Source organism: Shewanella putrefaciens (genome assembly GCF_016406325.1).
Classification (GTDB): Bacteria; Pseudomonadota; Gammaproteobacteria; order Enterobacterales; family Shewanellaceae; genus Shewanella; species Shewanella putrefaciens.
Genome location: NZ_CP066370.1, coordinates 1,714,892 through 1,741,831 on the forward strand (window position 1 = coordinate 1,714,892; position 26,940 = coordinate 1,741,831).

The 26,940-nt window shown below is 42.6% G+C and carries 25 protein-coding genes and 6 tRNA genes; 26 read left to right on the forward strand and 5 right to left on the reverse strand.

Features of this window, described 5'->3' with window-relative positions; translation table 11 throughout:
* The first annotated feature begins 179 nt into the window (after positions 1 to 179).
* On the forward strand, positions 180 to 806 hold the full coding sequence (gene upp, locus JEZ96_RS07625; RefSeq protein WP_011789711.1) for a uracil phosphoribosyltransferase: 627 nt from the start codon (positions 180 to 182) through the stop codon (positions 804 to 806).
* A 125-nt stretch (positions 807 to 931) separates the two neighbouring features.
* Here upp and JEZ96_RS07630 read toward each other — a convergent pair whose 3' ends face one another.
* Positions 932 to 2,251 (reverse strand): Na+/H+ antiporter family protein, encoded by a 1,320-nt coding sequence (locus tag JEZ96_RS07630; RefSeq protein ID WP_011919103.1) that lies wholly within the window; start codon positions 2,249 to 2,251, stop codon positions 932 to 934.
* Positions 2,252 to 2,637: 386 nt separating this feature from the next.
* Here JEZ96_RS07630 and JEZ96_RS07635 point away from each other — a divergent pair, with 386 nt between their 5' ends.
* A complete protein-coding gene (locus JEZ96_RS07635; protein ID WP_011789709.1) occupies positions 2,638 to 3,243 on the forward strand; it encodes a peroxiredoxin C in 606 nt (201 codons plus the stop codon).
* Between the two features lie 82 nt (positions 3,244 to 3,325).
* On the opposite strand, the gene rnt is transcribed toward JEZ96_RS07635, so the two are convergent.
* Positions 3,326 to 4,000 carry a ribonuclease T gene (gene rnt / locus JEZ96_RS07640; RefSeq protein WP_011919104.1) on the reverse strand — a complete coding sequence of 225 codons (675 nt, stop codon included), beginning with the start codon at positions 3,998 to 4,000 and terminating at the stop codon, positions 3,326 to 3,328.
* Positions 4,001 to 4,142: 142 nt separating this feature from the next.
* Here rnt and motY point away from each other — a divergent pair, with 142 nt between their 5' ends.
* The 15 genes from motY to JEZ96_RS07715 all read left to right on the forward strand — a co-directional run bounded on the left by motY (position 4,143) and on the right by JEZ96_RS07715 (position 13,990).
* Complete coding sequence (gene motY / locus JEZ96_RS07645; protein ID WP_011919105.1) at positions 4,143 to 5,012, forward strand: flagellar protein MotY; 870 nt, start codon at positions 4,143 to 4,145, stop codon at positions 5,010 to 5,012.
* A gap of 555 nt (positions 5,013 to 5,567) precedes the next feature.
* Entirely contained in the window at positions 5,568 to 7,757 is a 2,190-nt protein-coding gene (locus tag JEZ96_RS07650; protein ID WP_011919106.1) for a prolyl oligopeptidase family serine peptidase, read from the forward strand.
* Positions 7,758 to 7,926: 169 nt separating this feature from the next.
* A complete protein-coding gene (ybgC, locus tag JEZ96_RS07655; protein WP_011789705.1) occupies positions 7,927 to 8,328 on the forward strand; it encodes a tol-pal system-associated acyl-CoA thioesterase in 402 nt (133 codons plus the stop codon).
* A complete protein-coding gene (gene tolQ, locus JEZ96_RS07660) occupies positions 8,318 to 9,004 on the forward strand; it encodes a protein TolQ (protein WP_011789704.1) in 687 nt (228 codons plus the stop codon). The genes ybgC and tolQ overlap by 11 nt, the downstream gene beginning before the upstream one ends.
* Positions 9,004 to 9,438 (forward strand): protein TolR, encoded by a 435-nt coding sequence (tolR, locus tag JEZ96_RS07665; RefSeq protein WP_011789703.1) that lies wholly within the window; start codon positions 9,004 to 9,006, stop codon positions 9,436 to 9,438. The genes tolQ and tolR overlap by 1 nt, the downstream gene beginning before the upstream one ends.
* Entirely contained in the window at positions 9,439 to 10,428 is a 990-nt protein-coding gene (gene tolA / locus JEZ96_RS07670) for a cell envelope integrity protein TolA (protein WP_014610343.1), read from the forward strand. It abuts the gene before it with no gap.
* A 9-nt stretch (positions 10,429 to 10,437) separates the two neighbouring features.
* Entirely contained in the window at positions 10,438 to 11,766 is a 1,329-nt protein-coding gene (gene tolB, locus JEZ96_RS07675) for a Tol-Pal system beta propeller repeat protein TolB (RefSeq protein ID WP_025008264.1), read from the forward strand.
* Positions 11,767 to 11,812: 46 nt separating this feature from the next.
* Entirely contained in the window at positions 11,813 to 12,349 is a 537-nt protein-coding gene (gene pal, locus JEZ96_RS07680; RefSeq protein WP_011789700.1) for a peptidoglycan-associated lipoprotein Pal, read from the forward strand.
* A 24-nt stretch (positions 12,350 to 12,373) separates the two neighbouring features.
* Positions 12,374 to 13,123 (forward strand): tol-pal system protein YbgF, encoded by a 750-nt coding sequence (gene ybgF, locus JEZ96_RS07685; RefSeq protein WP_011789699.1) that lies wholly within the window; start codon positions 12,374 to 12,376, stop codon positions 13,121 to 13,123.
* A gap of 142 nt (positions 13,124 to 13,265) precedes the next feature.
* Positions 13,266 to 13,341, forward strand: a tRNA-Lys gene (locus JEZ96_RS07690).
* Between the two features lie 59 nt (positions 13,342 to 13,400).
* Positions 13,401 to 13,476, forward strand: a tRNA-Lys gene (locus JEZ96_RS07695).
* 38 nt (positions 13,477 to 13,514) lie between these two features.
* A tRNA-Lys gene (locus JEZ96_RS07700) sits at positions 13,515 to 13,590 on the forward strand.
* A 58-nt stretch (positions 13,591 to 13,648) separates the two neighbouring features.
* Positions 13,649 to 13,724, forward strand: a tRNA-Lys gene (locus JEZ96_RS07705).
* A 56-nt stretch (positions 13,725 to 13,780) separates the two neighbouring features.
* Positions 13,781 to 13,856, forward strand: a tRNA-Lys gene (locus JEZ96_RS07710).
* Between the two features lie 58 nt (positions 13,857 to 13,914).
* Positions 13,915 to 13,990: transfer RNA gene (locus tag JEZ96_RS07715), tRNA-Lys, on the forward strand.
* A gap of 46 nt (positions 13,991 to 14,036) precedes the next feature.
* Here JEZ96_RS07715 and JEZ96_RS07720 read toward each other — a convergent pair.
* The gene (locus tag JEZ96_RS07720; RefSeq protein WP_025008780.1) at positions 14,037 to 14,792 is read right to left on the reverse strand and encodes a YccT family protein; all 756 of its coding nucleotides are present in this window, start codon (positions 14,790 to 14,792) and stop codon (positions 14,037 to 14,039) included.
* Between the two features lie 203 nt (positions 14,793 to 14,995).
* On the reverse strand, positions 14,996 to 17,062 hold the full coding sequence (locus tag JEZ96_RS07725; RefSeq protein ID WP_025008779.1) for a bifunctional 2',3'-cyclic-nucleotide 2'-phosphodiesterase/3'-nucleotidase: 2,067 nt from the start codon (positions 17,060 to 17,062) through the stop codon (positions 14,996 to 14,998).
* Positions 17,063 to 17,769: 707 nt separating this feature from the next.
* On the opposite strand from JEZ96_RS07725, the gene JEZ96_RS07730 reads away from it, so the two are divergent.
* From JEZ96_RS07730 to JEZ96_RS07755, 6 genes are all read left to right on the forward strand, one after another.
* Complete coding sequence (locus tag JEZ96_RS07730) at positions 17,770 to 19,914, forward strand: M3 family metallopeptidase (protein ID WP_011789696.1); 2,145 nt, start codon at positions 17,770 to 17,772, stop codon at positions 19,912 to 19,914.
* A 218-nt stretch (positions 19,915 to 20,132) separates the two neighbouring features.
* The gene (locus JEZ96_RS07735) at positions 20,133 to 20,756 is read left to right on the forward strand and encodes a 2OG-Fe(II) oxygenase (RefSeq protein WP_011789695.1); all 624 of its coding nucleotides are present in this window, start codon (positions 20,133 to 20,135) and stop codon (positions 20,754 to 20,756) included.
* 353 nt (positions 20,757 to 21,109) lie between these two features.
* Positions 21,110 to 21,712 carry a GNAT family N-acetyltransferase gene (locus tag JEZ96_RS07740; protein ID WP_014610348.1) on the forward strand — a complete coding sequence of 201 codons (603 nt, stop codon included), beginning with the start codon at positions 21,110 to 21,112 and terminating at the stop codon, positions 21,710 to 21,712.
* 32 nt (positions 21,713 to 21,744) lie between these two features.
* Entirely contained in the window at positions 21,745 to 22,209 is a 465-nt protein-coding gene (locus tag JEZ96_RS07745; protein ID WP_011789693.1) for a GNAT family N-acetyltransferase, read from the forward strand.
* Between the two features lie 37 nt (positions 22,210 to 22,246).
* Complete coding sequence (locus tag JEZ96_RS07750; RefSeq protein ID WP_011789692.1) at positions 22,247 to 22,642, forward strand: hypothetical protein; 396 nt, start codon at positions 22,247 to 22,249, stop codon at positions 22,640 to 22,642.
* Positions 22,643 to 22,801: 159 nt separating this feature from the next.
* Complete coding sequence (locus JEZ96_RS07755; RefSeq protein ID WP_025008777.1) at positions 22,802 to 23,197, forward strand: hypothetical protein; 396 nt, start codon at positions 22,802 to 22,804, stop codon at positions 23,195 to 23,197.
* Between the two features lie 12 nt (positions 23,198 to 23,209).
* Here JEZ96_RS07755 and JEZ96_RS07760 read toward each other — a convergent pair whose 3' ends face one another.
* Complete coding sequence (locus JEZ96_RS07760; RefSeq protein WP_014610351.1) at positions 23,210 to 24,016, reverse strand: substrate-binding periplasmic protein; 807 nt, start codon at positions 24,014 to 24,016, stop codon at positions 23,210 to 23,212.
* 136 nt (positions 24,017 to 24,152) lie between these two features.
* On the opposite strand from JEZ96_RS07760, the gene JEZ96_RS07765 reads away from it, so the two are divergent.
* The 3 genes from JEZ96_RS07765 to JEZ96_RS07775 are packed head-to-tail and all read left to right on the forward strand — an operon-like array spanning position 24,153 to position 26,909.
* On the forward strand, positions 24,153 to 25,244 hold the full coding sequence (locus JEZ96_RS07765; protein ID WP_128090106.1) for a DUF2157 domain-containing protein: 1,092 nt from the start codon (positions 24,153 to 24,155) through the stop codon (positions 25,242 to 25,244).
* Complete coding sequence (locus tag JEZ96_RS07770; RefSeq protein WP_061782691.1) at positions 25,231 to 26,394, forward strand: DUF4401 domain-containing protein; 1,164 nt, start codon at positions 25,231 to 25,233, stop codon at positions 26,392 to 26,394. The genes JEZ96_RS07765 and JEZ96_RS07770 overlap by 14 nt, the downstream gene beginning before the upstream one ends.
* The gene (locus JEZ96_RS07775; RefSeq protein WP_128090105.1) at positions 26,394 to 26,909 is read left to right on the forward strand and encodes a GDYXXLXY domain-containing protein; all 516 of its coding nucleotides are present in this window, start codon (positions 26,394 to 26,396) and stop codon (positions 26,907 to 26,909) included. The genes JEZ96_RS07770 and JEZ96_RS07775 overlap by 1 nt, the downstream gene beginning before the upstream one ends.
* Positions 26,910 to 26,940 lie beyond the last annotated feature (31 nt).

Below are 26,940 nucleotides of genomic sequence, written 5' to 3' on the forward strand. Positions count from 1 at the left end.
TTGGTCACAAAAGAGTAAATAGGCGCGCGTATCTTAACCAGTGGAAACCTTTTCTTGGGAGATCGCTCACGATTAGACCGAATGGCAAAACTTTATGTTTTACCCAATAAACAAATCAACTAGAATCTGAAAAATTTGCCTCAAAAAATAATATCCGCGAACAAAAGTAGGAGAGAAAAATGAAAGTTGTCGAGGTTAAACATCCGTTAGTGCGTCACAAAATCGGCCTAATGCGCGAAGGTGACATTAGCACTAAGCGTTTCCGTGAACTGGCTGCTGAAGTGGGCAGTTTATTAACCTATGAAGCTACCGCAGATTTCGAAACCGAAACTGTTACGATTGAAGGCTGGAATGGTCCGGTTGAAGTCGATCAAATCAAAGGTAAAAAAGTCACTGTCGTGCCAATTTTACGTGCGGGTTTGGGTATGATGGACGGTGTACTCGAACACATTCCAAGTGCGCGCATCTCTGTTGTGGGTATTTACCGTGATGAAGAGACCCTTGAGCCTGTGCCTTATTTTGAGAAGCTGGCGAGTGATATGAACGAGCGTATCGCCTTAGTTGTTGACCCAATGCTCGCTACCGGTGGTTCTATGATTGCGACCGTCGATTTATTGAAAAAGCGCGGTTGTACTTCAATTAAGGCCTTAGTGCTAGTGGCTGCGCCTGAAGGCATTAAAGCCTTAGAAGCAGCGCATCCTGATATCGAGTTATATACTGCGGCTATCGATAGATGCTTAAACGAGAAAGGTTATATCCTGCCAGGTCTTGGCGATGCAGGTGATAAAATTTTTGGTACTAAGTAATCGTCCTTTCAGCTTAGCATGACGATTCATATAGCCTGTTAATATTAGGGTGTTTGATCATAAAGGCCGAATCGCATTGCGATTCGGCCTTTTGTTTTGTGTTTACATTGACCCGTTGTTAACGGCTATAGCACCATAGCGGCAATCCAACCAAACACTAACAACGGAATATTGTAGTGAATAAAGGTTGGGATTACGCTATCACGTATATGATCGTGTTGGCCGTCGGCATTTAAACCTGCTGTGGGGCCCAAGGTGGAATCTGACGCAGGTGATCCCGCATCACCTAATGCTGCCGCTGTACCAACTAATGCAATTGTTGCCGCTACAGAAAAACCAAAACTTAATGCGAGAGGCACGTAAATAGTCGCAATAATAGGAATAGTCGAGAAGGATGAACCTATTCCCATCGTGATCAGCAAACCGACAACGAGCATCAAAAAAGCAGCAAGGGCTTTATTGTCACCAATCATCTCGCCAAGTGACGCAACAAGTGTACCGACTTCTCCCGTTTCTTTTACTACGGCAGCAAAACCTGCGGCAGAAATCATAATAAAGCCGATGTTTGCCATCATGCGCACGCCTTGATTGAAGATATCTTGGTCGGCAACGTGTTTTAATGCACCTGAAAAACTGAAAATCATAAAACCGACTAAGGCACCGAAGATCATTGAGTCGGTTTCAAGTTGTACAAACAACGTCGCAAGAATTGCTAACGCAGCGATAGCGATATTACGTTTATTAAGGCTTTCTTCTGGTGCCGCCATGACCGCTTTAGCATCTTCATATATCCGAGGTTTACGGTAACTGATAAATACAGCCGTCAGTAAGCCTACTACCATACCCGCAGCAGGGATTAACATGGCAGGAGGAATTTGATCCCGCACGGCGACTAAGCCATTACTGGTAAGGTTTGATAGCAAAATATCATTTAAAAAAATTCCCCCAAAACCAATTGGCAAAATCATATAGGTGGTGACAAGCCCAAACGTAAGCACACAAGCGACTAGACGACGGTCAATGTTCAGTTTGGACATCACATGTAATAGTGGCGGTACGAGGATTGGAATAAAAGCAATGTGGATTGGCAAAATATTTTGTGAGGCCATCGACATAGCAAGCAGCGACAATAGCAGTAACCAACGGACCCAATGAGTGTTTGTGGCATTAGGCTCTTTGCCTAAACTGCTGATAATAGATTTAGAGATAAGTGCCGTTAATCCTGAGTGCGATAGTGCGACGGCAAAGGCACCTAATAATGCATAACTGAGCGCAATTTGTGCGCCGCCACCTAAACCGGTATTAAAGGCGTCTATGGTTTGATGAAGATCCATACCGCCAATCAACCCTGCAACAAGGGCGCTAACGGTCAGAGCGATCACCACATTCACTCTAAACAAACTGAGTGCCAACATTAAACACACTGCAATTACGACTGCATTCATAGTCAATTTCTTAATTCTGTAAACCAAAGGGCGTATTTTTGACTGCAAAGGCTGTGTCTGTCCAGTTTGGCGAGAATTATTCTGCAAAATATCTGAGAATGTGATCCGCTTGGCGTTAGCGTGTTCATTGAATGTGGATGACGTTGGGTATGAGTTAAACAGATTGCTCTATCCTTAATCATTAAAATCGAATAGCCCTTGAAAAATGTGATATTGGTCTTAAATAGGTTGTAAGGCACGATGTACGACTTATAATGCCTAAAGATTTGATTGGTAAGTACACCCCTTAAGCATTTTCCACTTTGAAGCCTTTTGCGCCAATAAGAGGGGTTTTAGGGGGAGTGTCTTACTTTATAGTTAGTTCAACTCATAGATGGAGATATAAAATGAGCGTATTAGTAGGCCGTCCGGCTCCGGATTTCACTGCTGCGGCGGTATTAGGTTCTGGCGAAATCGTAGATAGCTTTAACTTAACTGCTGCAATTAAAGGTAAACCAGCAGTCGTATTTTTCTATCCACTTGACTTCACTTTCGTTTGCCCATCAGAGTTAATTGCCTTTGATCACCGCATGGAAGAGTTCACTAAACGTGGCGTAGAAGTGATCGGTGTGTCTATCGATTCTCAGTTCACTCACAATGCATGGCGTAATACTCCAGTTGAAAAAGGCGGCATTGGTCAAGTTAAATACACGCTAGTAGCTGACGTTAAACACGAAATCTGTAAAGCGTACGATGTTGAGCATCCTGATGCGGGCGTAGCGTTCCGTGGTTCATTCCTTATCGACAAAGAAGGCATGGTTCGTCATCAAGTGGTTAACGATCTGCCATTAGGCCGTAACGTCGATGAAATGCTACGTATGATCGATGCACTGCAATTCCACGAAGAGCACGGCGATGTTTGCCCAGCAGGTTGGGAAAAAGGCGACAAAGGTATGAACGCAAGCACTGAAGGTGTTGCTGCTTACCTGTCTGAAAACGCAAGCTCTCTGTAATCGAATAGAGCGAGTGAATAAAAAAGCTGCCAATTGGCAGCTTTTTGTTTTTATTGAATAAGTCTAGCTTCAGTGATTGAGCTTATTCTTCAGTGTCACTTTCAGCATCTTGCGCACCTGCTGCTGCCAGTAAAGGCCAACCGCCTAATTGTTTCCAGCGATTGACTATGTAGCAAAAGAGCTCCGCTGTGCGTTCAGTATCATATAACGCTGAGTGGGCTTCTTTATTGTCAAAGGGAATACCTGCCATCATACATGCTTTCGCTAAAACGGTATGACCAATAGCAAGTCCTGCGAGTGTAGCGGTATCGAAGGTGGCAAAAGGATGAAATGGTGAGCGTTTTAAGTCACAACGCTCAATCGCTTTACTGACAAAACCATGATCAAAAGCGGCATTATGGGCCACAATAATACAGCGATGACAATCAGCAGCTTTTTGTGCCTTTTTGACAGCTTTAAAAATGTCTAAAAATGCCTCTTTTTCGCTGACAGCGCCACGTAATGGATTGTTAGGATCTATCCCATTAAAAGCGAGTGCTGCAGGTTCTAAATTGGCGCCTTCAAATGGTTCTATATGGAAGTGCAAGGTTTTATCAATGCCTAGCATGCCCTCATCATCCATTTTCAGCAGGGTGACGGCTATTTCCAGCAACGCATCCGTTTGAGAGTTGAAGCCCGCCGTTTCGACATCAATGACTACCGGAAAGTAGCCTCGAAATCGGTGTTTCAATTTGTTCGCGTCGCAAATGTCGCTCATTAAGATACCCAATAAAATTCACAGGGCGCTATTATGCTAAATGCACTTGGGTGTGTCATGCTTGATTGGTGGTTTTATAAGCTAAAGGAACTAAATAGTTTGCCGATAAAGCCATGTAACCGATTAATCATGAGTAAAGGCTATGTGGCGAAAACTGATATTAGTATCAATTTTATGCGTTCCTGCAACTGCAACGGCAGAGTTGCGCCATTATGTGGCCTCGTTAAATAATTCCCAATGGCGGGTTACTGAGAATTCTCCTATCGTTTGTCGTCTTGAGCATGATATTCCATCCTATGGTAAAGCTATTTTTACCAGTGAGGCGGGTAAACAACTGAATCTTAACTTCACGTTAGATATGTGGCTTAAACCGGACCAAGTGACTCAAGCACAGTTAATTAGTCGTTCACCCCAATGGCGTCCTGGTGTGGTATCTAAAGAAATCACTTCTTTACGCTATCAAAAATATTTTAACGGTGAAGTGCCTAAGCGTGCAGCTTGGTCAATGTTAGACGAACTAAGCCGTGGTATGCAGCCCACATTTTATTATGCGGATTGGTATAACGAATCGACTAAAATTGCAGTTGGGTTATCCGCGGCTAATTTTGGCCGTAAATATGCCGAGTTTAAGGCTTGTCTTGCTCACTTATTACCTTATAGTTTTGAGGATATAGCGTTCACCGTACTTAATTATAATGAAGGCGGGACTGACTTAACGCGTTTTTCTAAGCAACAGCTAACACGGGTGCAGGAATATCTGGCCTATGATCCTAATGTTGAACTGGTGCTGGTGGATGCCTATACCGATAGTTATGGTGGCCGTTCGGTTAACCAAAGAGTGTCAGATAACCGCGCTGAGTCGGTGAAAGAGTTTTTCCTATCCAGTGGTATCCCTCAAGATCGTATTTTAACGGTTGGTCATGGTGAGCGGCGTCATGTAGCTTCAAATGAAGATATAGATGAAAGGGCCCGTAATCGCCGAGTCGTGATCAGGATAAGTAAACCAATGTAGTCAGCAAGACATTTTGTATGGGGATGTGTTATTAATGCCAAGTATTATGCTTGGCATTATTATTTTACACGGGATAAAAAAAGCCCACTTAATCTAAGTGGGCCGCAAAATAATGCATTTGCAATCAACAAATTGAAGGAAGGAAGTCAAGCATAAGAACCAGGGATGAAACTGACATGTTGGGAACACATCAGCTTAAAAGTTCTTGTTTTCAATATCTGAAGACAGATACTTCCTGAAAACAAGGCTATTCTAGTGCTTGGCATTACACAAAACAAACGAGAAAAATTGCCTGTATACATTAGCAAATCTAATGGACTATTAAGTGATCTAGCTCACTTAAGTCACTATTTACCTTCATTAATAACTTATCAATCAGTTTAAGTGCATAAAAATACATTTCAATCAGCTTATCTTTGTTACCACTTTATTAAATCCATTAACGGTCTTAAAAAAAGCGTAATGAGATTACGGGATTGCCATGGAGATTTTAGCTTGTATAGTACTTGCTGAAAAAGGCGTTAAGCCCGAAACCACAAGAAGGACGATAATGAGATGGCAGTAAGATTTCACCTTGCAAAGCAAGGTTTGCTAGTCGCCACACTAGGACTGGCGCTTGGTGCTTGCCAAAGTGGCAATACTCCTGAACAACATTCAGTTGAGGTGCAACAAGCGAGTAGCAATAAGTTTGTTTATCCTGAAACGGATAAAGACGATTTAGTTGAAACTATTCATGGTATTTCGGTGGCGGATCCTTATCGTCATCTTGAAGCAAACACGCCAGAAACAGAAAAATGGGTAAAAACACAACAAGCTTTTGGTCAAGAATATTTAGCCAAAATACCCAATAAACAAGCTGTTGTTGAACGTATTACTGAGTTATGGAATTACGAGAAGGTTTCAGCTCCCTTTGAGCATGGTGAAAATCAATTCTACTACCGCAATGATGGTTTACAGGCTCAATCTGTCTTGTATGTAAAAGGCCGTGATGGTGTTGAAAAACCAATACTTGATCCAAATAAACTTTCAACAAACGGCACTGTTGCACTATCAGGGGTCTCTGTTAGCAATGATGGTAAAATTTTAGCTTATGGGGTGTCTAATTCAGGTTCTGATTGGCAACAGTGGCAGTTTATCAACGTAGCTACAGGTAAAAAGCTGTCGGACGAATTAAAGTGGATTAAATTTTCTAACGCGGTTTGGGATAAAGAAAACCAAGGGGTGTTTTATGCTCGCTATGATGCCCCCGCTGGTGGTGATTTATTAGCCGATGTCAACTTTAATCAAAAAGTGTATTACCACACATTAGGTACTGATCAACGTCAGGATTTATTGATTTACGAACGCCCTCAAAATAAAGATTGGGGCTTTAAAATTGATGTTTCGGAACAAGGTGAATATTTATTATTATCTATTTCACAAGGTACAGATAAACGCAATCGCTTCTTCTATAAATCGCTGTTTGAGCCTAAATCTCAAGTAGTGGAATTGATCCTCAATTTAGAAGCTGAATATGAGTTTTTAGGTAATGATGGTTCGGTGTTTTATTTTAAAACCGATTTAGATGCTCCTAACGGTAAAGTGATTGCGATTGATACCCGTAATAGCGATAAATCCCAATGGCAAACGATTATTCCTGAGTCAAAGGATCCAATTAATAATGTTGCCATTATTAATGACCATTTAGTGGTGAGTTATTTACACGATGTATTAGGTCAATTATCGATTTACAGCATGGGTGGTCAGAAGCGTCAAGATGTCGCGTTACCAGGTCTTGGTAATGTGACAGGGCCTTTTGGCAAAGCCAGTAAAGACTATTTTTACTATGTATTTAACAGCTATATTCAACCCGAAACCACCTATAAGTTTGACTTTAAAACTGGCGGATCAACCGTTATTGCCAAACCCAAAGTCTCGTTTAATCCTGATAACTATATTTCTGAGCAAGTTTTTTATACCAGCAAAGACGGCACACGAGTGCCTATGATGCTTTCCTATAAGAAAGGCTTAGTGAAAAACGGTCAAAATCCAACATTACTTTATGCCTATGGTGGTTTTGCTATTTCGATGACCCCGCGTTTTAGTCCAGCCAATATTGCTTGGTTAGATATGGGCGGTATTTATGCTGTACCCAGTTTACGTGGCGGTGCCGAATATGGAGAAAGTTGGCATCAAGCAGGGATGTTTGATAAAAAGCAAAATGTGTTTGATGATTATTTTGCCGCAGCCGAATACTTGATTAATGAGAAATATACAAATACATCTAAACTTGGTGCCTATGGTCGCAGTAACGGTGGCCTATTGATGGGGGCTGCAGTAACACAACGGCCAGAACTGTTCGCTGCAGTATTACCTGCTGTAGGTGTTTTAGATATGTTGCGTTTCCATAAATTCACTATTGGTTGGGCTTGGACAAGTGAATATGGTAGTGCTGATAATGCGGAGCAATTTCCTGCATTATTGGCTTATTCGCCATACCACAATGTTAAAGCACAGTCTTATCCTGCCACTATGGTAATGACAGCCGATCATGATGATCGTGTTGTACCCTTACACAGTTTCAAGTTTGCGGCCATGCTGCAAGACAAACAGCAAGGAGACAAGCCTGTGATCATGCGAATTGAGTCCAATGCGGGCCACGGAGCAGGTAAACCAACGGCAATGAAGATAGATGAGTTTGCCGATATTTATAGCTTCCTGTGGCAAAGTTTTGGTTTGACGCTGCCACAAACTATCGCAAAATAACTAACTATGTTAATAAAATGGGGTCGTTTGACCCCATTGTGTTTTACAATTGCTCCAATTCATCTGAAACCCGCGCTATTCCTATCTATATCTTCATAGGGTCATTCACAAGTCTTGTTTCCCTAGGTATAGTAGCGTCAATTTTTCAACCAAAACTTGCTTTCATTAAATGACGTTTCATTGGCCTATATCAGTCTATTACGAAGACACCGACGCTGGCGGCGTTGTCTATCATTCGAACTATCTCAACTTTTTTGAGCGTGCGAGAACCGAGTGGTTAAAAGCCCTTGGTGTAAGTCAGACTGCACTGTTGGCTGACGACACAGCATTTGTCGTTAAGCGTGCTGAACTCGATTTTCGAAAAGCTGCACGTTTTGAACAGAACCTTATTGTAGAAACTAAGGTCATAGAGTTGAAAAAGGCCTCGTTGGTATTTCATCAACGCTTGGTTGATCATCAGGGTGAATGTTATTGTGAAGGCACAGTGCTGGTTGTTTGTGTTGCGCTTTCACGAATGCGTCCCCGAGCAATTCCCTTAAATATTGTGCAGGAGTTTGACAGTGCAAGCTGATATGTCGATTGTTGGGTTATTTTTACAAGCCAGTTTATTAGTGAAATTTGTGATGTTCACTTTACTTGCCTTGTCAGTGATGTCTTGGACGGTGATTTTACAACGCCGTAGCCTATTATCATCAGCAAAAGGTAAATCGGCAAAATTTGAAGATAAATTTTGGTCGGGCGTAGATTTAAACCGCCTGTATAAAGAGTTATCTGCTCGTCCCGATAATACTGGCTTAGAGTCATTATTCGTGACTGGTTTTAAAGAGTATTCACGTTTAAATAAATTAAATAGCAAAGTGCCAGATGCTGTGATGGACGGTACGTCCCGTGCCATGCGTGTGACGCTTTCTCGCGAAATGGAAAAGTTAGAAGCTAACTTACCGTTATTAGCGACTATTGGTTCAACGAGTCCCTATATCGGTTTATTTGGTACTGTGTGGGGGATCATGAATTCTTTTATTGCCATTGGTTCTATGGAAAACGCCACATTAGCGATGGTCGCTCCAGGTATTGCTGAGGCATTGATTGCAACGGCGATGGGTCTATTTGCGGCAATTCCAGCGGTTATTGCTTACAACCGTTTCTCGACTCAAGTGGATAAATTGGAAATGGCCTACGCAAACTTTATGGAAGAATTCTCCAGTATTTTGCATCGCCAAGCGTACAGCGAGAAGGAAGGGGTATAATGCAACCAGCTTATCAGCGTAAACGTCGTCGCCCCGTTGCTGAAATTAACGTGGTGCCTTATATCGATGTCATGCTAGTGCTGTTAATTATTTTTATGGTAACAGCACCCATAGTGACTCAAGGCGTTAAAGTTGAGCTGCCTCAAGGGGCGGCGGAAGTGTTACCCAATGATAGTAAGCCACCTATTGTTGCCTCCATTGATGGCGACGGTGATTACTTTCTAAATAAAGGTGGTTCGAACAATGAAGAAATGGATTTGGAAGAACTTGCTACAGCTGTAGCGGCCATTATGGTGACAGAGCCTGAACGCCCAGTCGTGGTCAAGGCCGATAGAAATATTCCTTACGATAAAGTGATTCAGTTGATGGTGACCTTACAAGGTGCAGGCGTACCCTCAGTCGGTTTGATGACGGATTCACCCAAGGAGAAATAGGTGGCGGATAATTCAAATGTTGCATTACCTCTGTCAATTTCAGCAGGTATTCATATTGGTGTGATAATTATTTTAGCGATTGGCGTTGACTTCACCCATAAACCTGAACCCGTGCAACAAGTTAGCGCCCCTGCGGTAAAAGCTGTTATGGTTGATCAGCAGAAAGTCGCTAATCAGGTTGAAAAGATTAAGCAAGAAAAACGTGAAGCTGAACGGCGTGAACAAGAACGCCAAGCTGAGCTTGAACGCAAAGCGCAAGAGGCAAGGCAAGCACGTGAACGTGAACAAGCACAGCTTAAAAAGTTGGAGCAAGAACGTAAACTGCAAGAGATTGAAACCCAAAAGGCTAACGAAGCTGCCAAAGTTGCACAGGTGAAACAGCAACAGGAAAAGGAAAAGGCACAGAAAGCCGAAGCCGACCGTAAGCTGAAAGAGCAAGAGCGTAAAGTGGCTGAAGAAGCGGCCCAAAAAGCAGCGGAAAAGCGTAAAGCAGAAGAAGCCGCTGCAGCGAAGGCCGAAACTGAGCGTAAGCAAAAAGAAGAGGCCGAACGCAAAAAGAAAGAAGAAGCTGATCGTAAACTGAAGGAAGAAGCTGAACGTAAACGTAAAGCTGATGCAGAAGCCAAGGCTCGAGCACAGCAAGAGCAGGAAATGGCCGATGCGTTAGCCGCAGAGCAGGCGGCGTTGTCGCAAACGATGAATAAGCAGATGCAGAGCGAGGTCGGTAAATATACCGCCATGATCAAGTCGACTATTCAACGCAATCTGGTTGTTGATGAGTCAATGCGAGGAAAGAGTTGTAAAGTGTCTGTGCGTTTAGCTAACGATGGATTTGTGATCAGTAGCCAAACAGATGGCGGCGATGCAAATGTTTGTCGGGCGACTAAAGCGGCGATTTTGAAGGCGGGTAAACTGCCTGTCTCTCCGGATCCTGCGGTTTATAACTTGATGAAAGAAATTAACTTAATCGTTGAACCAACGTTTAATTAAAGGAGTCCCATGAAAATTTTGGCCAAATGGTTAGCATTGGCAGTACTGCTATGCACCACCCCCACAAAAGCGGCATTGGATATTGTGATCACTGAAGGTATTGATGCTGCTCGTCCTATCGCGGTCATGCCTTTTGTATGGCAAGGTACTGGCGCACCACCTCAAGCCATCGCTGATGTTGTTATGTCAGATCTTGTGCGTAGTGGCACTTTTAAACCATTAGACGAGTTAGGATTACCTCAGCGTAATATTGGCGCTGTGGCGCAATTTCAAGCGAGTGCTTGGGGGAGTGTGGGCGCAGAGGCTTTGGTTTTAGGCTCAGTTAAGCCCTATGGCACTGATCAATATCTTGTTAGTTTTGATCTAATTGATCTTGTTAAAGCGCAAAACCAAAGTTTAAAAGGGGCTGCCAGTCCAACTGAGTTTTTAATGGACAGTCGCCAAACCGTCATTTCAGCGGCACAATTTCGCCAATATGGGCATAGGATCAGCGATATTGTATATGAGAAATTGACGGGTATCCGCGGAGCATTTTTAACGCGTATCTCTTACGTAGTTGTAAACCATACGCAAAAAGCACCCTATCAGTTGATGATTGCTGATTATGACGGCTTTAACGAGCAAATGTTATTACGTTCACCAGAACCTTTGATGTCACCGACATGGTCTCCTGATGGACGTCGTTTGGCGTATGTGAGTTTTGAAAACAAGAAAGCCGAAATTTTTGTACAAGATCTGTATACCCAAGTACGTACTAAGGTGAGCAGCTTTCCTGGTATTAATGGTGCTCCAGCATTTTCACCCGATGGAAAATCCTTAGCTGTAACTTTATCTAAGGATGGTCAACCTGAAATATACGTGATTGATATTGCAACAAAGGCCATTAAACGCATTACAAACCATTATGCAATTGATACAGAACCCTCTTGGTATCCTGATGGTAAATCTCTGTTGTTTACCTCTGAGCGTGGTGGTAAACCCCAGTTATATCGCGTAGATTTAGCTTCTGGCAAGGTGACTCGTGAAACCTTTGAAGGTGAATGGAACCTCGGTGGATCTATTACTCCCGATGGGCGTAGTATGATCTTTGTTAATCGAACAAATGGTAAATTTAACATTGCGCGTATGGATCTCAATACGCGTTTTATGCAGGTGCTGACTTCGACACGTTTGGATGAGTCTCCAAGCGTGGCACCTAATGGTACTATGGTGATTTATGGTACTACGCACCAAGGCAAACAAGTTTTAGCTGCCGTTTCAACGGACGGACGCTTTAAAGCAAGGTTACCGGTAGGTCAGGGTGAGGTGAAATCACCTTCTTGGTCTCCGTTTCTCTAATGTATTACACTGATTTATTAACATTTAATTTTATAAGGAACACGTAATGGATCTGAACAAGTTGTTAAAAGCTATGTTGGTAGCACTTCCAATTATGGCTATTAGTGCATGTAGCTCAACTTCTGAATCAGAAACTGATGCAATGGGCTCAACAAACGGTTCTGGTAGCGGACTGAATGGTGGTGGCGTTCAAACCGGTGGTATTGGCGGTATGCTGTCACCAGAAGAGCAACAACGTCAGCAATTGGAAGAGTTAAGAAGAGAGCACATCATTTACTTCGACTTCGACCGTAGTGAAGTTCAAACTGAATTCGCCGCTATATTAGAAGCCCATGGTACTTATCTGGTAGAACACCCAAGTGTACGTGTACTGATTGAAGGCCATGCGGATGAGCGTGGCACTCCAGAGTACAACATTGCACTAGGTGAGCGTCGTGCTAAAGCGGTTGCTAAATACTTACAAGGTATGGGCGTACAACCTAGCCAAATGAGTGTTGTCAGCTATGGCGAAGAAAAACCTCTTGATTTTTCTCGCACTGATGAAGGTTTTGGCAAAAACCGTCGTGCAGTTTTAGTTTACTAAGATTGAATTACGGAGAGTAACACCATGAAACGTGCCGTCTTAATTACGGCAATGTTCCTTGGCGCAGGTGCTGCGGTAGCAGCACCTGCTCCTGTGGAAGATATTGCTGGTGGTTCAGGTGATGACAGACTCGCTCGTTTAGAGCGCATCGTTAAATCAAGACAACAAAGCGAACTAGAAATGCAGCGTCGTCTGGATACGTTGCAGCAGGAAGTTCTCGAATTACGTGGTTTAACCGAACAACAGAATTATCAAATAGAACAGATGCAACAGCGTCAACGTCAACTTTATGATGATGTAGCGAATTTATCCTCAAAAGCTTCTGCCGCTCCAGCCGCTTCTGCTGCAACATCGACACCTTCTGTTGCTACAGCCAATGCCGCCGCAAGTAGCTTAAGTGAAACCGCAAGTTATGAAAGCGCCGTTAACTTAGTTTTGAAAGAACGTAAGTATGACGATGCTATTCCTGCATTTAGAGCTTTTATTAAACAGTATCCAGATTCAGTGTATGCAGCCAATGCTAACTACTGGCTGGGCCAATTATTATTTAATAAGAGTGAGTTTGCTGAAGCTAAGCAAGCCTTTAATACTGTCGTTGTGCGTTTTAGCGATTCAAATAAACGTGGTGATAGTTTAGTCAAACTTGGCATGATCGCAGAGAAAACAGGCGATAAAGCGGGTGCCACTCAGTATTACCAACAAGTCGTGAAAGACTACGCAAACAGCGCTGCTGCACGTATTGCCCAGCAGCAATTGGCTGCAATTAAAGTGTAATTAACTAAAAAACATACTCTTAGTCTGTTTTTCATGCAAACGACAAAAAAATGGGAATTTGCGCTTGCATGGGAAGATGAAAAAGGTATTATAGGCGCCCTCAGAGCGGCGAGGTCGTTCGGGGCGCAAAATACCAGTAAATGGGTCGTTAGCTCAGTCGGTAGAGCAGTTGGCTTTTAACCAATTGGTCGAAGGTTCGAATCCTTCACGACCCACCACTTACTCTATTAAATAGAATAAGTTAGTGGTTTTTAGTGGGATAGTTGTGACAACAGATGGGTCGTTAGCTCAGTCGGTAGAGCAGTTGGCTTTTAACCAATTGGTCGAAGGTTCGAATCCTTCACGACCCACCACTTTACTGAAAGTGTATAAATCAGTGCAATATTCAGATGGGTCGTTAGCTCAGTCGGTAGAGCAGTTGGCTTTTAACCAATTGGTCGAAGGTTCGAATCCTTCACGACCCACCACTTGTTTTTAGATTATTAATCATAAAATAAGTGAGCCGTTTTATCGTAATATCCAGATGGGTCGTTAGCTCAGTCGGTAGAGCAGTTGGCTTTTAACCAATTGGTCGAAGGTTCGAATCCTTCACGACCCACCACTTATTTTTGGTTATTAATAACAAAATAGGTGAGTAATATACCGCAATATCCAGATGGGTCGTTAGCTCAGTCGGTAGAGCAGTTGGCTTTTAACCAATTGGTCGAAGGTTCGAATCCTTCACGACCCACCACTTATTTTTAGATTGTTAATCATAAAATAAGTGAACCATTTTATCGCCATATCCAGATGGGTCGTTAGCTCAGTCGGTAGAGCAGTTGGCTTTTAACCAATTGGTCGAAGGTTCGAATCCTTCACGACCCACCACTAATAAATCTCCTTAGTTTCAAACTCATATGTTAAATGAATCGAATCACCTTTGATTGATTTTTGCTTTGAAGCTAGCTTTAGTGTCTTCATTGGCCTGTTTATACCAGTAATCCAGCATTTGACTAATTTCCGCTTGACTAGGTGTGGTGGCAGAAGTTGTTTGCGAAGACTGATCGTTGGATCTTGAAATTGTCGATTCAATCGCGATCAAGCTTGTAGATTTAACCGCGGGAGCTTGATGCACTGGTGGCTGGTTTGCTGAAATTGCTGTTGTCGACGATACCGCTATTGCGTTGTTTGGTATTGTTGTCTCGGTATTCATAGTGAGATTTAATGAAGCAGGTTGATTGCTAAGGTTGTACTGCAATATTTCGTGTTCGAAATCCCGTCCCAGTTGAATACCATGCTTAACTAATATGTCGCTGGTAAAACTCACGGTTTCATCTTGAGCATTTAATAGCGCCAGCTTGGGGGACTCATCAAATTTTTTTGCATCTCTGGCTGAGTTGATGGCGGGAAGTCTCAGTGTGAGTGTCTGTGTTGATGCATCAAAACGGACAATAAGCACATCAGACTGATAGCGTACCGTCTCTGCTTGTTGCCGATATTGCACGCTATAGCGAAAGGCAATTTGATTAATACCATCGGCTAAAATGAGAGAGTCACTCTTTACTGCGGGCCTACCATTGACCGTTAACACTTCAGCATTTTTAGGCAGGTTCAAAGTAATCTCGGCGGTTGCTGGCTGCACAGTGGTTAGTATTAGCGCCGTAGTACATAGGATTGATTGATACTTCATACACTTTCTCTGTTATTGCGAGTCGGTTGCTAAATAATAGGGCAGTTATTTTGCGAAAGCAGGGTTAATTCTAGTGTGGATCAAGATCAGATAAATAGCGATAAACCATTTATAGGAGCCGTCCATTAAGGTTGGTTTTGTCATTGAGAGTAAAAAAGGCTCACGAGGAGCCTTTTTGAGTATGATATTTCGGGATTGAACGCTTATTTGGTTAGGTTGATGCTATAAACGGCGAAACCCAGTTCATCCTTGCTGATCTTCTTCATTTCACGTTGCTTGTTAGCTTCGATAAAGGCTGCGGCTTTGTCACTGTCTTGGGTTTCGAAGCGAACATCTAAGGTGACGTTAGTGCTGATGGTTTTGAAATCCCAGTTGTAATCGGCACTTGGATTTACCATAGCTTCGTATTTGCCAGTGGTTTCGTTGTACTGAGATTGCGCTGTGATATAGGCCGCTAACGCTTCACGGTTAGTGTCAGGTAGTTCAAGCACCACATGGTCGCTACCCGTACCTGCAAACTTACCGCCAAAGGCACGGTAGTTATTTGAGGCGACAATAAACGCTTTCGCGGCAAATTCTTCACCTGTGATGACTTTGCCGTTTTCGTCTTTATAGCTTAAATCAACGATACGGTTTGCGTTGGCATTAACGACGGCGCAATCGCGGTCAAACTTGCTCGGTTGAGTTACATCTATCTTGTACGTTAAGCCATCGAGTACGTCGAAGTTATAGGTTGGATGACCATCCCAGTTAATTAAACTTTGTGGGGTGGTTTTTGTTGGATCGATTTGATTGAATTGGTTCGCTGAGCACTCGAGCCAATCTTTTAACTCTGCACCTGTCGCTTTGACTGCCACCATAGTATTGGGATATAGGTACAGATCGGCGGCGTTTTTAAAGGTCAGTGGGCCTTTATCAACTTGCACAAATTGATCGGCATCGCTGGTTGTACCGTGGCGACCACCCGCTTTAAAAGGAGCTGAGGCCGATAGCACTGGCAGATCTTTTAATTCCGGAGGTAATTTTGCTTTCACGTTAGCGATTTGTGCATCGGACACGATTTGTACCGTTGGATCGTCCTGCACTAAGGTCAGGAAGCTGTACATGTCCGCTGCGGCAACGCCGATAGGTTCATCCACAAAAGCGAGGGTGCCTTGGTGTTCTGCTGCGACTGCATCTCTAATTGCAGGATCTTGGCTAACTAACTCTTCCTTAGTTGTACCATTATAGATAGGGCGAGCTTGCGTTTTGGCACTAAGGACATGCCATTTACCATCTTTACGCTCAAGTTTAAAGTCAACCACTCCCAAGTTATCACCCCAACGTCCTGGCATAACTGCAGGTATGCCGTTCAGTAAGCCTTTAGTGACATCGGTATTAGGTAAGTCAGCATACTTAGCATCTGGGAAGATGGAATGGCTGTGACCAAAGAGAATCGCATCTATGCCGTTGATATAGGTCAACGCATAAGTGGCGTTTTCAGCCATAGGATCGCCAGGATTTTCAGTTGATCCAATACCAGAATGAGGGATGGCGATAATAAGATCGGCACCTTTTGCTTTCATCTCGGGGACATATTTTTTCGCGGTTTCAATAATATCTTCGACCGTGACTTTACCCGTCAGATTTTGTTTATCCCACAATAGAATTTGCGGTGGCACAAAACCAATATAACCAATGTTAATGGTTTGATTATTACCTTCACTGTCGATAATATTTTTTTGTTTGATGAGATAAGGGGTGAATAAATGCTCACCTTTTTTAACCTCATTCCAGCAACCATTATCGTCGGCGCAATAAACGTTTGAGTTGATATAAGGGAAATCTGCACCACTAATGGATTTATTTAAGAAATCTAAACCATAGTTAAATTCATGGTTACCGATATTACCGACTTCATAATCTAATAGGTTCATGGCTTTATAGGCTGGATGAATATCACCCATTTGCAGGCCAACTTTAGCCATATAATCGCCCATTGGGCTGCCTTGTAGCAGATCGCCATTATCAACGAGTACACTGTTTTTGGCTTCACTGCGTGCAGCGTGAATTAAGCTTGCAGTGCGAGCTAGACCGATAGTTGGATCATTTTTACCACTGTAGTAATTGAAATCCATGATATTTGTGTGCAAATCTGTGGTTTCTAGCACCCGTAAATCTGCTTGAACGACACGGTCATCAGGTTGAATAATCGTGTCATCATCTGAGCCACAGGCACTCACGCCAAGGGCGGCAGTGATCATCACTGCAAGTATTTTCTTATTTAACATAGTTATCTCTATTTATATTTATTTGACCCCAATGCATGCTCCGAAAAGGAACATGCTCATCATCCTGTTAATTCAGCGTAATTTAACTGTTAGGTTAATTTGTTGCCAAGTTAACGAGTGAGAATTATAAAGACATTTGATGATCTGAATGTGACATTAATCGGATAAAAGCTGTTTCAAATTGTGACTCAAGGTTTACTTGTCTAAATAGCGAGCCGTTTACTCTGTTTATTTGTTACATTAATGTTTAAATAATTACAGTAAACAGTTTATTAAGAAGAATTAATATTTGTTATTGGAATGGCATTTTATTTGCTCAGCCCCTTGTCTATGTCGGGAATATTTGACTTAAAATTTCAGAAGAATTTTTTTAAATAATTCTTTTACATCAAATTTTAGCTAATGTTGACCACTTATGTTCGCATGTCTCTTAGCTTGATTGAGGTGAGTTAGGTTTAGCGTAGCGTTGGCACCGGCATATTTAGACGGGTAATACACATAAAGTGATACAAATTAGCTGTGCTCTGGGCGGGTAAAACTTGGCTGAAATGCGCGTAACTTGTTAAGGTAGTTAATCGAAATTGACGTACGAAGCTACACAAGTTCGTTAAAACAGACTGTTGTAAACCGAAAGCCAAAATCCATTTGCGCGCACCTTTCATCTTAAAAATACAATCGAAAGGGCAGCAACATTCAAGGGAGCCAATATGCGTAAGTCCGTTATTACTACAGCCGTAGCTGCAGCTTTATTACTGGGGGCTTGTTCAGACCAGTCCACCGTAAACCATGATAAAGCACCCAATGCCGTTGCGACTCAACCCGCCGCCAAAGTTGAAGCAACTCATGTGCTGCTGAGCAAGAGTCCACTGCAGGATCAAGCGCCGCAATTTAATCTTATTCAGTCTGCAGATTATGCTCCGGCCTTCGAGCAGGGTATTAAAGCTCACGATGCAGAAATCGCTGCGATTGTGAATAACAAACAAGCGGCCAGTTTTGACAATACGATTCTCGCGATGGAAACTTCGGGTGAATTGTTAACGCGCGTATCGCGAACATTCTTTAATCTCGCAGGGTTGATTTCTGATGATACCTTTCAGAAAACTGAAGCGGATCTTGCGCCTAAGCTAGCTGCCCACCGAGATAATATTTACCTCGATCCGACGTTATTCGCCCGTGTTGAAACCGTTTATCAACAAAAGAGCAGTTTGAATGCGGAAGATCAGCGTTTAGTTGAATATTACTATGAGCAGTTTGTCCGCGCTGGCGCTAAGTTGTCAGCCGAAGATAAAGCGAAGATGCGCGACTATAATGCAGAGCTTGCCACTTTAGCGACAGACTTTTCACAAAACAGCTTAAAATCATTTAAAGATGATGTGATTATCGTGACCGATAAAGCCCAGTTAGCGGGTTTATCCGACAGCGAAATTGCCACTTTAGCCGCAGCCGCCAAAGCTGCGGGTAAAGAGGGCTACTTGATTACCTTAGTCAACACGACACGTCAGCCTGTGCTTTCAAGTTTGAGTCATCGTGAGCTGCGCCAAAGAGTATGGGAAGCTTCGGCTCACAGATCTGTGATAACGAATGGCCCGTTAATTGTGAAAATGGCGCAAATTCGCGCTAAAAAAGCCAACTTACTGGGGTTCGATACGTGGGCAGCTTATGCCGTTGCCGATCAAATGGCGAAAACTCCTACCGCGGTGTATGAAATTCTCGATGATTTAGCGCCAAAAGCCTTAGCACGCGCCAAAGTGGAAGCGGCTGATATTCAGGCTGAAATCAAAAAGGCGGGCGGTGATTTTGAGTTGCAACCTTGGGATTGGGCTTACTACGCCGACAAGGTACGTAAAGAGAAATACTCCCTTGATGAAAGCAGCATCAAGCCTTATTTCGAGTTTAATACTGTACTGAAAGACGGGCTGTTTTTCGCTATGCATAAACTGTATGGCATTAGCTTAAAAGCGCGCACTGATTTACCTGTGTGGCATCCCGACGTATTAGCCTTTGAAGTCTTTGATAAAGATAACAGTTCTATTGGTTTATTCTACCTAGACCCATATGCCCGTGAAGGCAAAGGCGGTGGCGCGTGGATGGATGAGTTCGTGACTCAAAGCGGCTTGCTCGGCACTAAACCTGTTGTCTATAACGCGCTTAATATTCCAAAGCCTGCCGATGGGCCAACATTAATGACCTTCGATGAAGTAACGACCATGTTCCATGAAATGGGCCACGGGATCCACGGTTTATTCTCACAGGTGAAATACCCCAGTGTGGCAGGTACATCAACCGCGCGTGACTTTGTGGAGTTCCCGTCACAGGTTAACGAAGATTGGAATATTGACCCCGTTGTGATTGCGAACTATGCGAAACACTACCAGACAGGGGAGCCTATTCCAAAGGCGTTGCTTGATAAAATCTTAGCAGCAAATAAGTTTGGCCAAGGTTTTGATACTGTTGAATATCTGTCAGCGGCCTTATTAGATATGGAATGGCACTCTATCAGTGCTGATACTCAAATTACCGATGTAGAGCAGTTTGAACATCAAGTCTTAGCTAAACATGGTCTTGATTTTGCGCCAATTCCACCACGCTATAAATCGAGTTATTTTAGTCATGCTTTTGCAGGTGGGTATTCTGCTGGATATTATGCTTATCTTTGGACGGAAGTATTTGCTGCCGATGCTTTTGCTTACATGGGTGAACATGGAGGGCTAAATCAGGACAATGGTGATAAATTCCGTAATACCGTTTTATCTAAAGGTAATAGTGAAGATTTAATGCAAAACTATATTCAGTTTACAGGTCAAAAGCCGACAACGGATGCCTTATTAAAACGCCGTGGTTTAGTGAATTAAGTTTGATCTGCAGTAACAAAAGGCTTGATGGGTAACCTATCAGGCCTTTTTTTGTTTTATTGTATTTCCTAGGTCTTTACTCTAGAATCCTGCCAGATTTGACTGTGGGATATGTTCTATATCTCGTATCGACGCCCCTCGAAAATCAGGCTCAACCCTCCCTTCTTTGAGCCCTTGAGTACAGCAAAAGCGTAGCTTCTTTTTTGGATGTAGCATAAATGGTTTCGCAATTGAGTGAAGCAGTGCTGGATGTGATCGCTGACGCCTTGGTAAATAAAGGCTATATACTTTTAACGGACTTAGTTCCTCATAATATTAGCCAAGTTTTATTAGATAAAATTCAAGCTACAGATTTATATGAGTTGAAAGCGGCCTCAATAGGCCGCGGTGTGGAACAACAATTAAACCCAGATATTCGCCGCGATAGGATCCAGTGGCTAGATGAGCAGAATAAGCCAGATATCTTGTATCTTGACTTGATGACACAGTTAAAAAACGGTTTAAATCGTCGCTTATTTATGGGGTTATTTGATTATGAAAGTCATTATGCGGTATATCAGCCAGGGGCATTCTATAAAAAGCATGTTGATGCCTTAAAAGGTAGCCAAAATCGTATCTTAACCACAGTGTTTTTTTTGAATCCTAACTGGAAAGAAGCCGATTGTGGTGAATTGATTATTTATGATGAAGAGGATAATGAATTAGAACGAATCCCCCCAAAAATGGGGCATTTTGTGATTTTTCTCAGTGAACGCTTTCCCCATGAGGTCACTCAAACTCGAGCACAGCGTAATAGTATTGCGGGCTGGTTTAGGGTGAGTAATAGCATCCATGGCTTTTGATATTACGCTGGTTAAAAATGACACGCTTGTGCCATTTTTAACTTGATTTATCAGCTAACACTTAGTTTACAGGCGTTAATCACGCGTCGTCTTTCATTTGAGTCAATAGCGATATTTAACGCCTCTTTTTTATGAACAGATCCTTATCTAACGAGTAACATCTCATCTCGAAACTTATTCACCGTTTTTCGTCTAGCAACCACAAGGTTACCCGAGTGAAATTGAAGGCCTCTTTTAACGTATTGATCAAAATAGCGCTGAAAATAGGGTGTTTTTTTATTATCGTTTAATGTTAGGCTAGATAAAAATGTGCGCAAGAGCACACTTTTAAATCATCTAACGGAGGCGATACAGTGGGCTGTGGAGATAACTTAGGTTGTTTAAGTGGTGAGCATGTAGTACTTGAGCCTTTGTCCTTGTCCCATGTGGCGGCATTGAGTTTGGCTGTAGCGGATGGAGAACTGTGGCGTTTGTGGTATACCAACGTACCAGAACCGAGCGAAATGAAAGCCTATGTTACACAAGCTATTGAGGATGCGCAGCGGGGTGAGAGTTTTCCTTTTGCTGTTCGCGATAGGGTATCAGGTGAGATTGTGGGTTGTACGCGAATTTGCCACTGGGAGAGTGAACATCGTCACCTTGAAATTGGGTACACTTGGTATGCAAAACGAGCTCAACGTACAGGCATTAATACTGAATCCAAACTGCTGCTGTTAACCTTTGCTTTTGAGTCCTTAGATGCCATCGCAGTTGAATTTCGTACGCACTGGCATAATCAGGCATCACGCCAAGCTATTGCTAGGCTAGGAGCCAAACAAGATGGAGTCCTGCGCAATAATAGAATTCTTAAGGATGGCACTATTCGCGATACTGTTGTTTATTCGATTATTGATACTGAATGGCCAACGGTTAAATCTGGCCTGCAATTTCGATTGAAACAGAAACCTATAATCTGATCGTTTATATAAAGCAAAGTTAGGAAATATAAATGGCGAGCATTATTACTCAAGCAGATGTGACTGATAGCCATGACGTTGCCGTGTTATTTAATGAGTATCGGCAGTTCTATGGATGTGATGATAACTTTGTGGCAGCACAGCAGTTTATCCATGCGCGATTATTCGAACGCTCGTCCGTGGTGTTTATTGCGCGGGATCACCAAGGTTTGGGCCTTGGCTTTGTGCAGCTATATCCTTGCTTTTCATCGCTGCGATTAGCCCCGATTTTAATCTTGAATGATGTTTTTGTGACTCAACATGCTCGTTGTGTCGGCATTGGTCGGGCTTTAGTCCAGCGTGCAGCCCGTTACGCAAAGGAGCAAAATATCAGTTATTTGATCTTAGAGACTCAAAGGGATAATCGCCGTGCTCAAGGCTTGTATGAGGCATTAGGTTTTGTTCGAAACCAAGATTTTTTTACCTACGAGCTTGAGATTCATTCTGGGCTTAGGTAGGTTTATTCGTTATTGCTAATAAAAAGGGAATACAACCATGTTAAAAGCGTTAGTCATAGGTGGCTTAGCCTTAAGTGCGAGCTCTGCGGTATTGGCAGGTGAAGCAGAGAAGGCTTTTAGTAATGAGGTCATCGAATGTGCCGCTTATTATCAGATAAGTTCAGAAGCGATAGCGGCAATGAATGCTCCGCAAATGCAGGCCGTGGGTGAGAGGTTAAAGAACTCGAAAGTTGAAGCAGAGGATCTTGCCAAGCAATATCGCCCAGAAGCGGAAGTGATCCAAGCTATTGCCGATGCCAAAGCGCGCCAAATTCAAAGTCTTGGAGGGTCAAGTAACTTAGGTGCTTTGATGGGCAAATATAAAGATGGATGCCAAACCATACTGGCTGAGCCACAAAAACGGTTAGATTATTGGATTATGGCAACGATGTAGTGTCGCCGTTAACCTATAAATATCAAAAAGGAGCCAAATGGCTCCTTTTTGATATTTAACTGGCTAGCACAGTTAATTTTTTTTGGGGTGAAACGGAGTTATGCTTTAGGCGGTCTTAGTTTGCAGCTTACAATCTTTTTGAATTAACTGAGAATAGTGATGATGTTAATACTCTTGGCTGCAATGGTGTTGAGTACAGGACTTTGCATATACCACTTAAATCAAGGAAAGCGAGTGTTATTAGCACCGCTGTTCATTGCCAATGTGAGTGAGCAGACAAAGCGAATGTTGCTAGGGGTATTTTATTTTCAAACAATTTTTTTCTTGATATCAACAGCGACTTTTCTTGTTTGTGCCGTTGCACTCATCCCCCAGATGTATGCTTTTAGCTTATTGTTATTTATTGGACTTAACTACAGTATTTTTGCAATTTGGCAGCTTTATATAGCAAGCTTAAGTCCACCCAACAGTGGACTTATGTTGAGTCTCCAAGCACTGGTGTTTCTACTCATTGGTGTTTTGTCTATGTTGGAGCCCTTAATGGCAATGATGTGATAGGGAAGCACATTAATCTGACGTGGTGAGTGTGATGTTATAATTTTGTGCTAATTCTGCCAACTTACCGTTATCAGTCAGTAATTGTAACCAATGGGATAGCTTTGTCGCTTCGAGTACTGAGTTCGGCTTCAATAGAATGTTATGGGTATAGTGTTGATCCCATTTCTCAGATATGAGTAATAGTGGTTGTTCTTGGGGATTGAGCTTGAGATAGTGATTGAGGTAAGAATAAGTTACAGGTGCAACATCAGCGCGTTTGCGTAAAATACTCTCGATCGAAGCTTTATTATTGTTTACGTATATAATATTGAACTGTTTTTCAAGGTGCTCAGGATTTGTTTCTAATTGTGCGAAGCGATAGTGGTAGCCTTTAACTAAGGCGATCGATTTATTGGTCAGAGTACTAAAAAACAACTGATTTCTCGCTTTACTCTTTAGGGCAATAAAAGCTTCACCATCGGTGATGTGTAAAGGAATAAATTGGGTCTCGATTTGTTGCCAACCCCAATTAGGGTTCTCAAACATCATCATATCGAATCGTCCTACTGAATAGGCTTTATATCTATGCTCTATGCTGGTAGAGACAAATTCAAATCTAACATCCTGTTGTACTTGATTGAGCGCATTAATAATATCGAGGGTTAGGCCAGTATAGCGCCCATCCTGTTGAAGATTAACATAAGGGGCAAATTGATACCCTCCTACGCGTATTTGGGGGATGGGATCGACTTGCTGCCCTTGGGCAAATACCATAGAGCTTAAACTGGTAAAGAGGATGAAGCATAAAAGTGGGTAGCTACTGCCTTGTAAGTGCATAGGTTCTCCTGTTATTCACCACGGCCTTAGCTTACCTGTGGTTGTTACAAGTTAATACAATTAATTGCTGCACTTACGTATTGTTAATGCGTATTTTTGTGCTGCTAAGTTTTATGATGATTAGGGAGATCTCACGTTGAGTAATTTATCATCTCAGGTATGTGAGTGGCTTGAACAGGGATATATCACTAAAGAGCAGGCAAATCGCCTATATTGCGCTCTTTCGCCGCGACCAAGTGCAGCGAGCTGGAGAACCCTCTTCAGCACAATACTATTATGGTTGGGGACGTTTAGTTTTGTCAGCGGAGTGATATTTTTCTTTGCCTATAATTGGCAATCCCTTGGCCGTTTTGCAAAATTTGCCCTAATAGAAGTGGCAATATTGCTGACCATTTCCCTGTTTGTTTGGTTATATTATCGTGCCGCTTGTCGAGTATCAGCTGCTTATCCATATAAGTCTTCCCTCTTGGGGGTAACAACTGCCAATGCCATGCTGTTCGGAGCCAGTATTTTAGTGGGAGGACTATTAGCACTCGTTGGACAAACCTATCAAACAGGCGCCGATCCTTGGCAATTATTCGCCTTGTGGGCAATTGTTATTTTACCTTTTGCTTGGGTCGCAAGATTTGATGCTTTATGGTTATTGATCGCCGGGTTATTGAATCTTAGTTTAGGGTTGTTTTTTGATACTTTTTCCCATTTTTGGGGAGACTTTTGGGATGAGCAAGCATTGCTATTCACCTTTGTCATCTTCAATTTAGTTATCTATTACACCTTTGTTTTTTTAGACCGAAAAGCGACAGGAAGCTGGCATGCTCCCCTTGTAGAGTATGCCTGTTCGATGTTTGCTATGGGATGTTTTACTTGGTTAATCACTTGGCTGATTTTTGATGATGTGAGTGAACATCATGGCTTTTACACTGGGGTTATGTGCGGCTATTTTGCCCATCTTGTTATTGGTTTCTTTATTTTTCGCTATCGATTACCACGCATATATCCTTTAGCTTTAGGTGGTTTTAGTCTGATTGCCGTGGTCGGTGCATTATGGGTAAAACTAATGTTTGAGGATAATGACCCCATAGGTGGATTTTTGTTTATTGGGCTTTATATCATTTTGGCCAGTACTGGTTTAAGCCTATGGTTGAGAAAACTAAACCGACTTTTTAATGCACAACCAGCCCAGTTACTAAACCAAGCCATTATGGGAGAAGCCCATGGACAAAAATAAGGGCTTAGTGGAAGAATCAGTGGCAACTACACCATTGGATAAGTGTGTTGTACCAAGTGATATGCCATGTGAGTCACCTTTGGCAACATTGTGGCAAGCCTTGTATGCAGAGGGGCACGTCGGCTCGCCTCAAATGCCTGAAAGCCACGATATGCCATGGTATATTGCCGCGATGCAAGCCTTTGCAGCTTGGATTGCAGCATGGTTTTTATTGGGGTTTATGGCATCGCTTTTGGATGCGATTTTTGAACGAGTCGATGGATATTTTGCCTTATTTATTGGGTTAATCTATTTGGGTATTGGCGTTGGTTTATATTTTTTACCACGAAAACAAACTTTTATTCATCAATTTGCCTTTGCTGCGAGCTTGAGCGGGATCTTGGGTATTGCTTGGGGATTATTCGATTTACTTGGCGATGACTTTAGCTTTGCTTGGTATAGCAGCATGGCAATTATTCTTCTGTGTCTATGGGGATTGATTACCCATGGGTTAGCTCAGTTTGTGTTTGCTTTTTGCTTAAGTTGGTGTGTTGTTGGCATTATGGCTAAATTACATCTACTTAACTTGAGTCAGAGTATTTTTGCCTTACTTATCAGTTTAGTTGTTTTAAATATCCATCAATTAGGTCGGCACTATCGGCGAGCACGTATGCTCTTATACGGTTTTGCGTTTACTCTTCTGAATATTCAATTAATTCATGCGTTTAGTATGGATAATATGTTTGAAGCCTTGTTTACTCCTTGGCTGCAAATGCCGTGGCTTTCTTTGACACATGTGCTGATTATTTTTTCTATTTGCAGTTTTTTATTGATATCTATTTTTCGTGAACGTCAACAATCACTCGTTTCGCTTAGCGCATTTGCATGTGTTATCGGGTTAGTTTTCGTCAGTGGCCTGTCGTTGCCAATGCAGGGTGTATCCACGGCTATTCTGCTAATGTTACTCGGTCACTATGCTAATGAATTTTGGCTTAAATGGATGGGTATTGCATCGGCAGTATTATTTGTGGGTGGCTATTACTATTCCTTGGAAACGACGTTAATGCTTAAGTCTTGGTATTTGATGGGATTAGGTTTATTGCTACTGGTAACAAAGTTAGTGATGTGGCGGCTATTTCCTGCAAATGTGCATGCTAAGGAGACTATGTGATGGGAAATGTGATGGGAAAACTGTCGGCTTCACATAAATGGGCGCTGGGCATCGTACTTTTCACGACAATGGTAATTCTTGCTGGTGTAAATTGGCGCATTTTCAAGTTTGAACAGATCCTTAATCACGGACAAGTGGTGCGTTTTGCATTAGCGCCGGTCGATCCGCGTTCATTAATGCAGGGGGATTATATGGCGCTTGAATATGCCATCGCGCGTGATGTGCGTAGTGCTTTGGCACCGCAACAAACCCAAGGACAGTTACTATTGGCATTAGATGAGCAAAAGGTTGCGCGGTTTGTGGATTTTTATACTGATCAAGCATTAGGCAAAGATCAGCTTAGGGTGCAATTTCGTGTCCGTGGGAATCAAATTAAGCTCGCATCGAACAGCTTTTTCTTTGAAGAAGGCCAAGCCGATCATTTTAGTGCAGCTAAATACGGTGAGTTTAGGGTGAACTTGCAGGGTGAGTTACTGCTGGTTGGTTTGCTCGATGAGAAGTTGCAGCCCTTATAGCCCAGTATCAGGATGATCATCATCCATTTGT

What these genes read in the sequence shown, in the direction of transcription:
- upp (WP_011789711.1), top strand. Translation starts at nt 180, where the DNA reads ATGAAAGTTGTCGAGGTTAAACATCCGTTAGTGCGTCACAAAATCGGC.
- JEZ96_RS07630 (WP_011919103.1), bottom strand. Translation starts at nt 2,251, where the DNA reads ATGAATGCAGTCGTAATTGCAGTGTGTTTAATGTTGGCACTCAGTTTG.
- JEZ96_RS07635 (WP_011789709.1), top strand. Translation starts at nt 2,638, where the DNA reads ATGAGCGTATTAGTAGGCCGTCCGGCTCCGGATTTCACTGCTGCGGCG.
- rnt (WP_011919104.1), bottom strand. Translation starts at nt 4,000, where the DNA reads ATGAGCGACATTTGCGACGCGAACAAATTGAAACACCGATTTCGAGGC.
- motY (WP_011919105.1), top strand. Translation starts at nt 4,143, where the DNA reads ATGTGGCGAAAACTGATATTAGTATCAATTTTATGCGTTCCTGCAACT.
- JEZ96_RS07650 (WP_011919106.1), top strand. Translation starts at nt 5,568, where the DNA reads ATGGCAGTAAGATTTCACCTTGCAAAGCAAGGTTTGCTAGTCGCCACA.
- ybgC (WP_011789705.1), top strand. Translation starts at nt 7,927, where the DNA reads ATGACGTTTCATTGGCCTATATCAGTCTATTACGAAGACACCGACGCT.
- tolR (WP_011789703.1), top strand. Translation starts at nt 9,004, where the DNA reads ATGCAACCAGCTTATCAGCGTAAACGTCGTCGCCCCGTTGCTGAAATT.
- tolB (WP_025008264.1), top strand. Translation starts at nt 10,438, where the DNA reads ATGAAAATTTTGGCCAAATGGTTAGCATTGGCAGTACTGCTATGCACC.
- pal (WP_011789700.1), top strand. Translation starts at nt 11,813, where the DNA reads ATGGATCTGAACAAGTTGTTAAAAGCTATGTTGGTAGCACTTCCAATT.
- ybgF (WP_011789699.1), top strand. Translation starts at nt 12,374, where the DNA reads ATGAAACGTGCCGTCTTAATTACGGCAATGTTCCTTGGCGCAGGTGCT.
- JEZ96_RS07720 (WP_025008780.1), bottom strand. Translation starts at nt 14,792, where the DNA reads ATGAAGTATCAATCAATCCTATGTACTACGGCGCTAATACTAACCACT.
- JEZ96_RS07725 (WP_025008779.1), bottom strand. Translation starts at nt 17,062, where the DNA reads ATGTTAAATAAGAAAATACTTGCAGTGATGATCACTGCCGCCCTTGGC.
- JEZ96_RS07730 (WP_011789696.1), top strand. Translation starts at nt 17,770, where the DNA reads ATGCGTAAGTCCGTTATTACTACAGCCGTAGCTGCAGCTTTATTACTG.
- JEZ96_RS07735 (WP_011789695.1), top strand. Translation starts at nt 20,133, where the DNA reads ATGGTTTCGCAATTGAGTGAAGCAGTGCTGGATGTGATCGCTGACGCC.
- JEZ96_RS07745 (WP_011789693.1), top strand. Translation starts at nt 21,745, where the DNA reads ATGGCGAGCATTATTACTCAAGCAGATGTGACTGATAGCCATGACGTT.
- JEZ96_RS07750 (WP_011789692.1), top strand. Translation starts at nt 22,247, where the DNA reads ATGTTAAAAGCGTTAGTCATAGGTGGCTTAGCCTTAAGTGCGAGCTCT.
- JEZ96_RS07755 (WP_025008777.1), top strand. Translation starts at nt 22,802, where the DNA reads ATGATGTTAATACTCTTGGCTGCAATGGTGTTGAGTACAGGACTTTGC.
- JEZ96_RS07760 (WP_014610351.1), bottom strand. Translation starts at nt 24,016, where the DNA reads ATGCACTTACAAGGCAGTAGCTACCCACTTTTATGCTTCATCCTCTTT.
- JEZ96_RS07770 (WP_061782691.1), top strand. Translation starts at nt 25,231, where the DNA reads ATGGACAAAAATAAGGGCTTAGTGGAAGAATCAGTGGCAACTACACCA.
- JEZ96_RS07775 (WP_128090105.1), top strand. Translation starts at nt 26,394, where the DNA reads ATGGGAAATGTGATGGGAAAACTGTCGGCTTCACATAAATGGGCGCTG.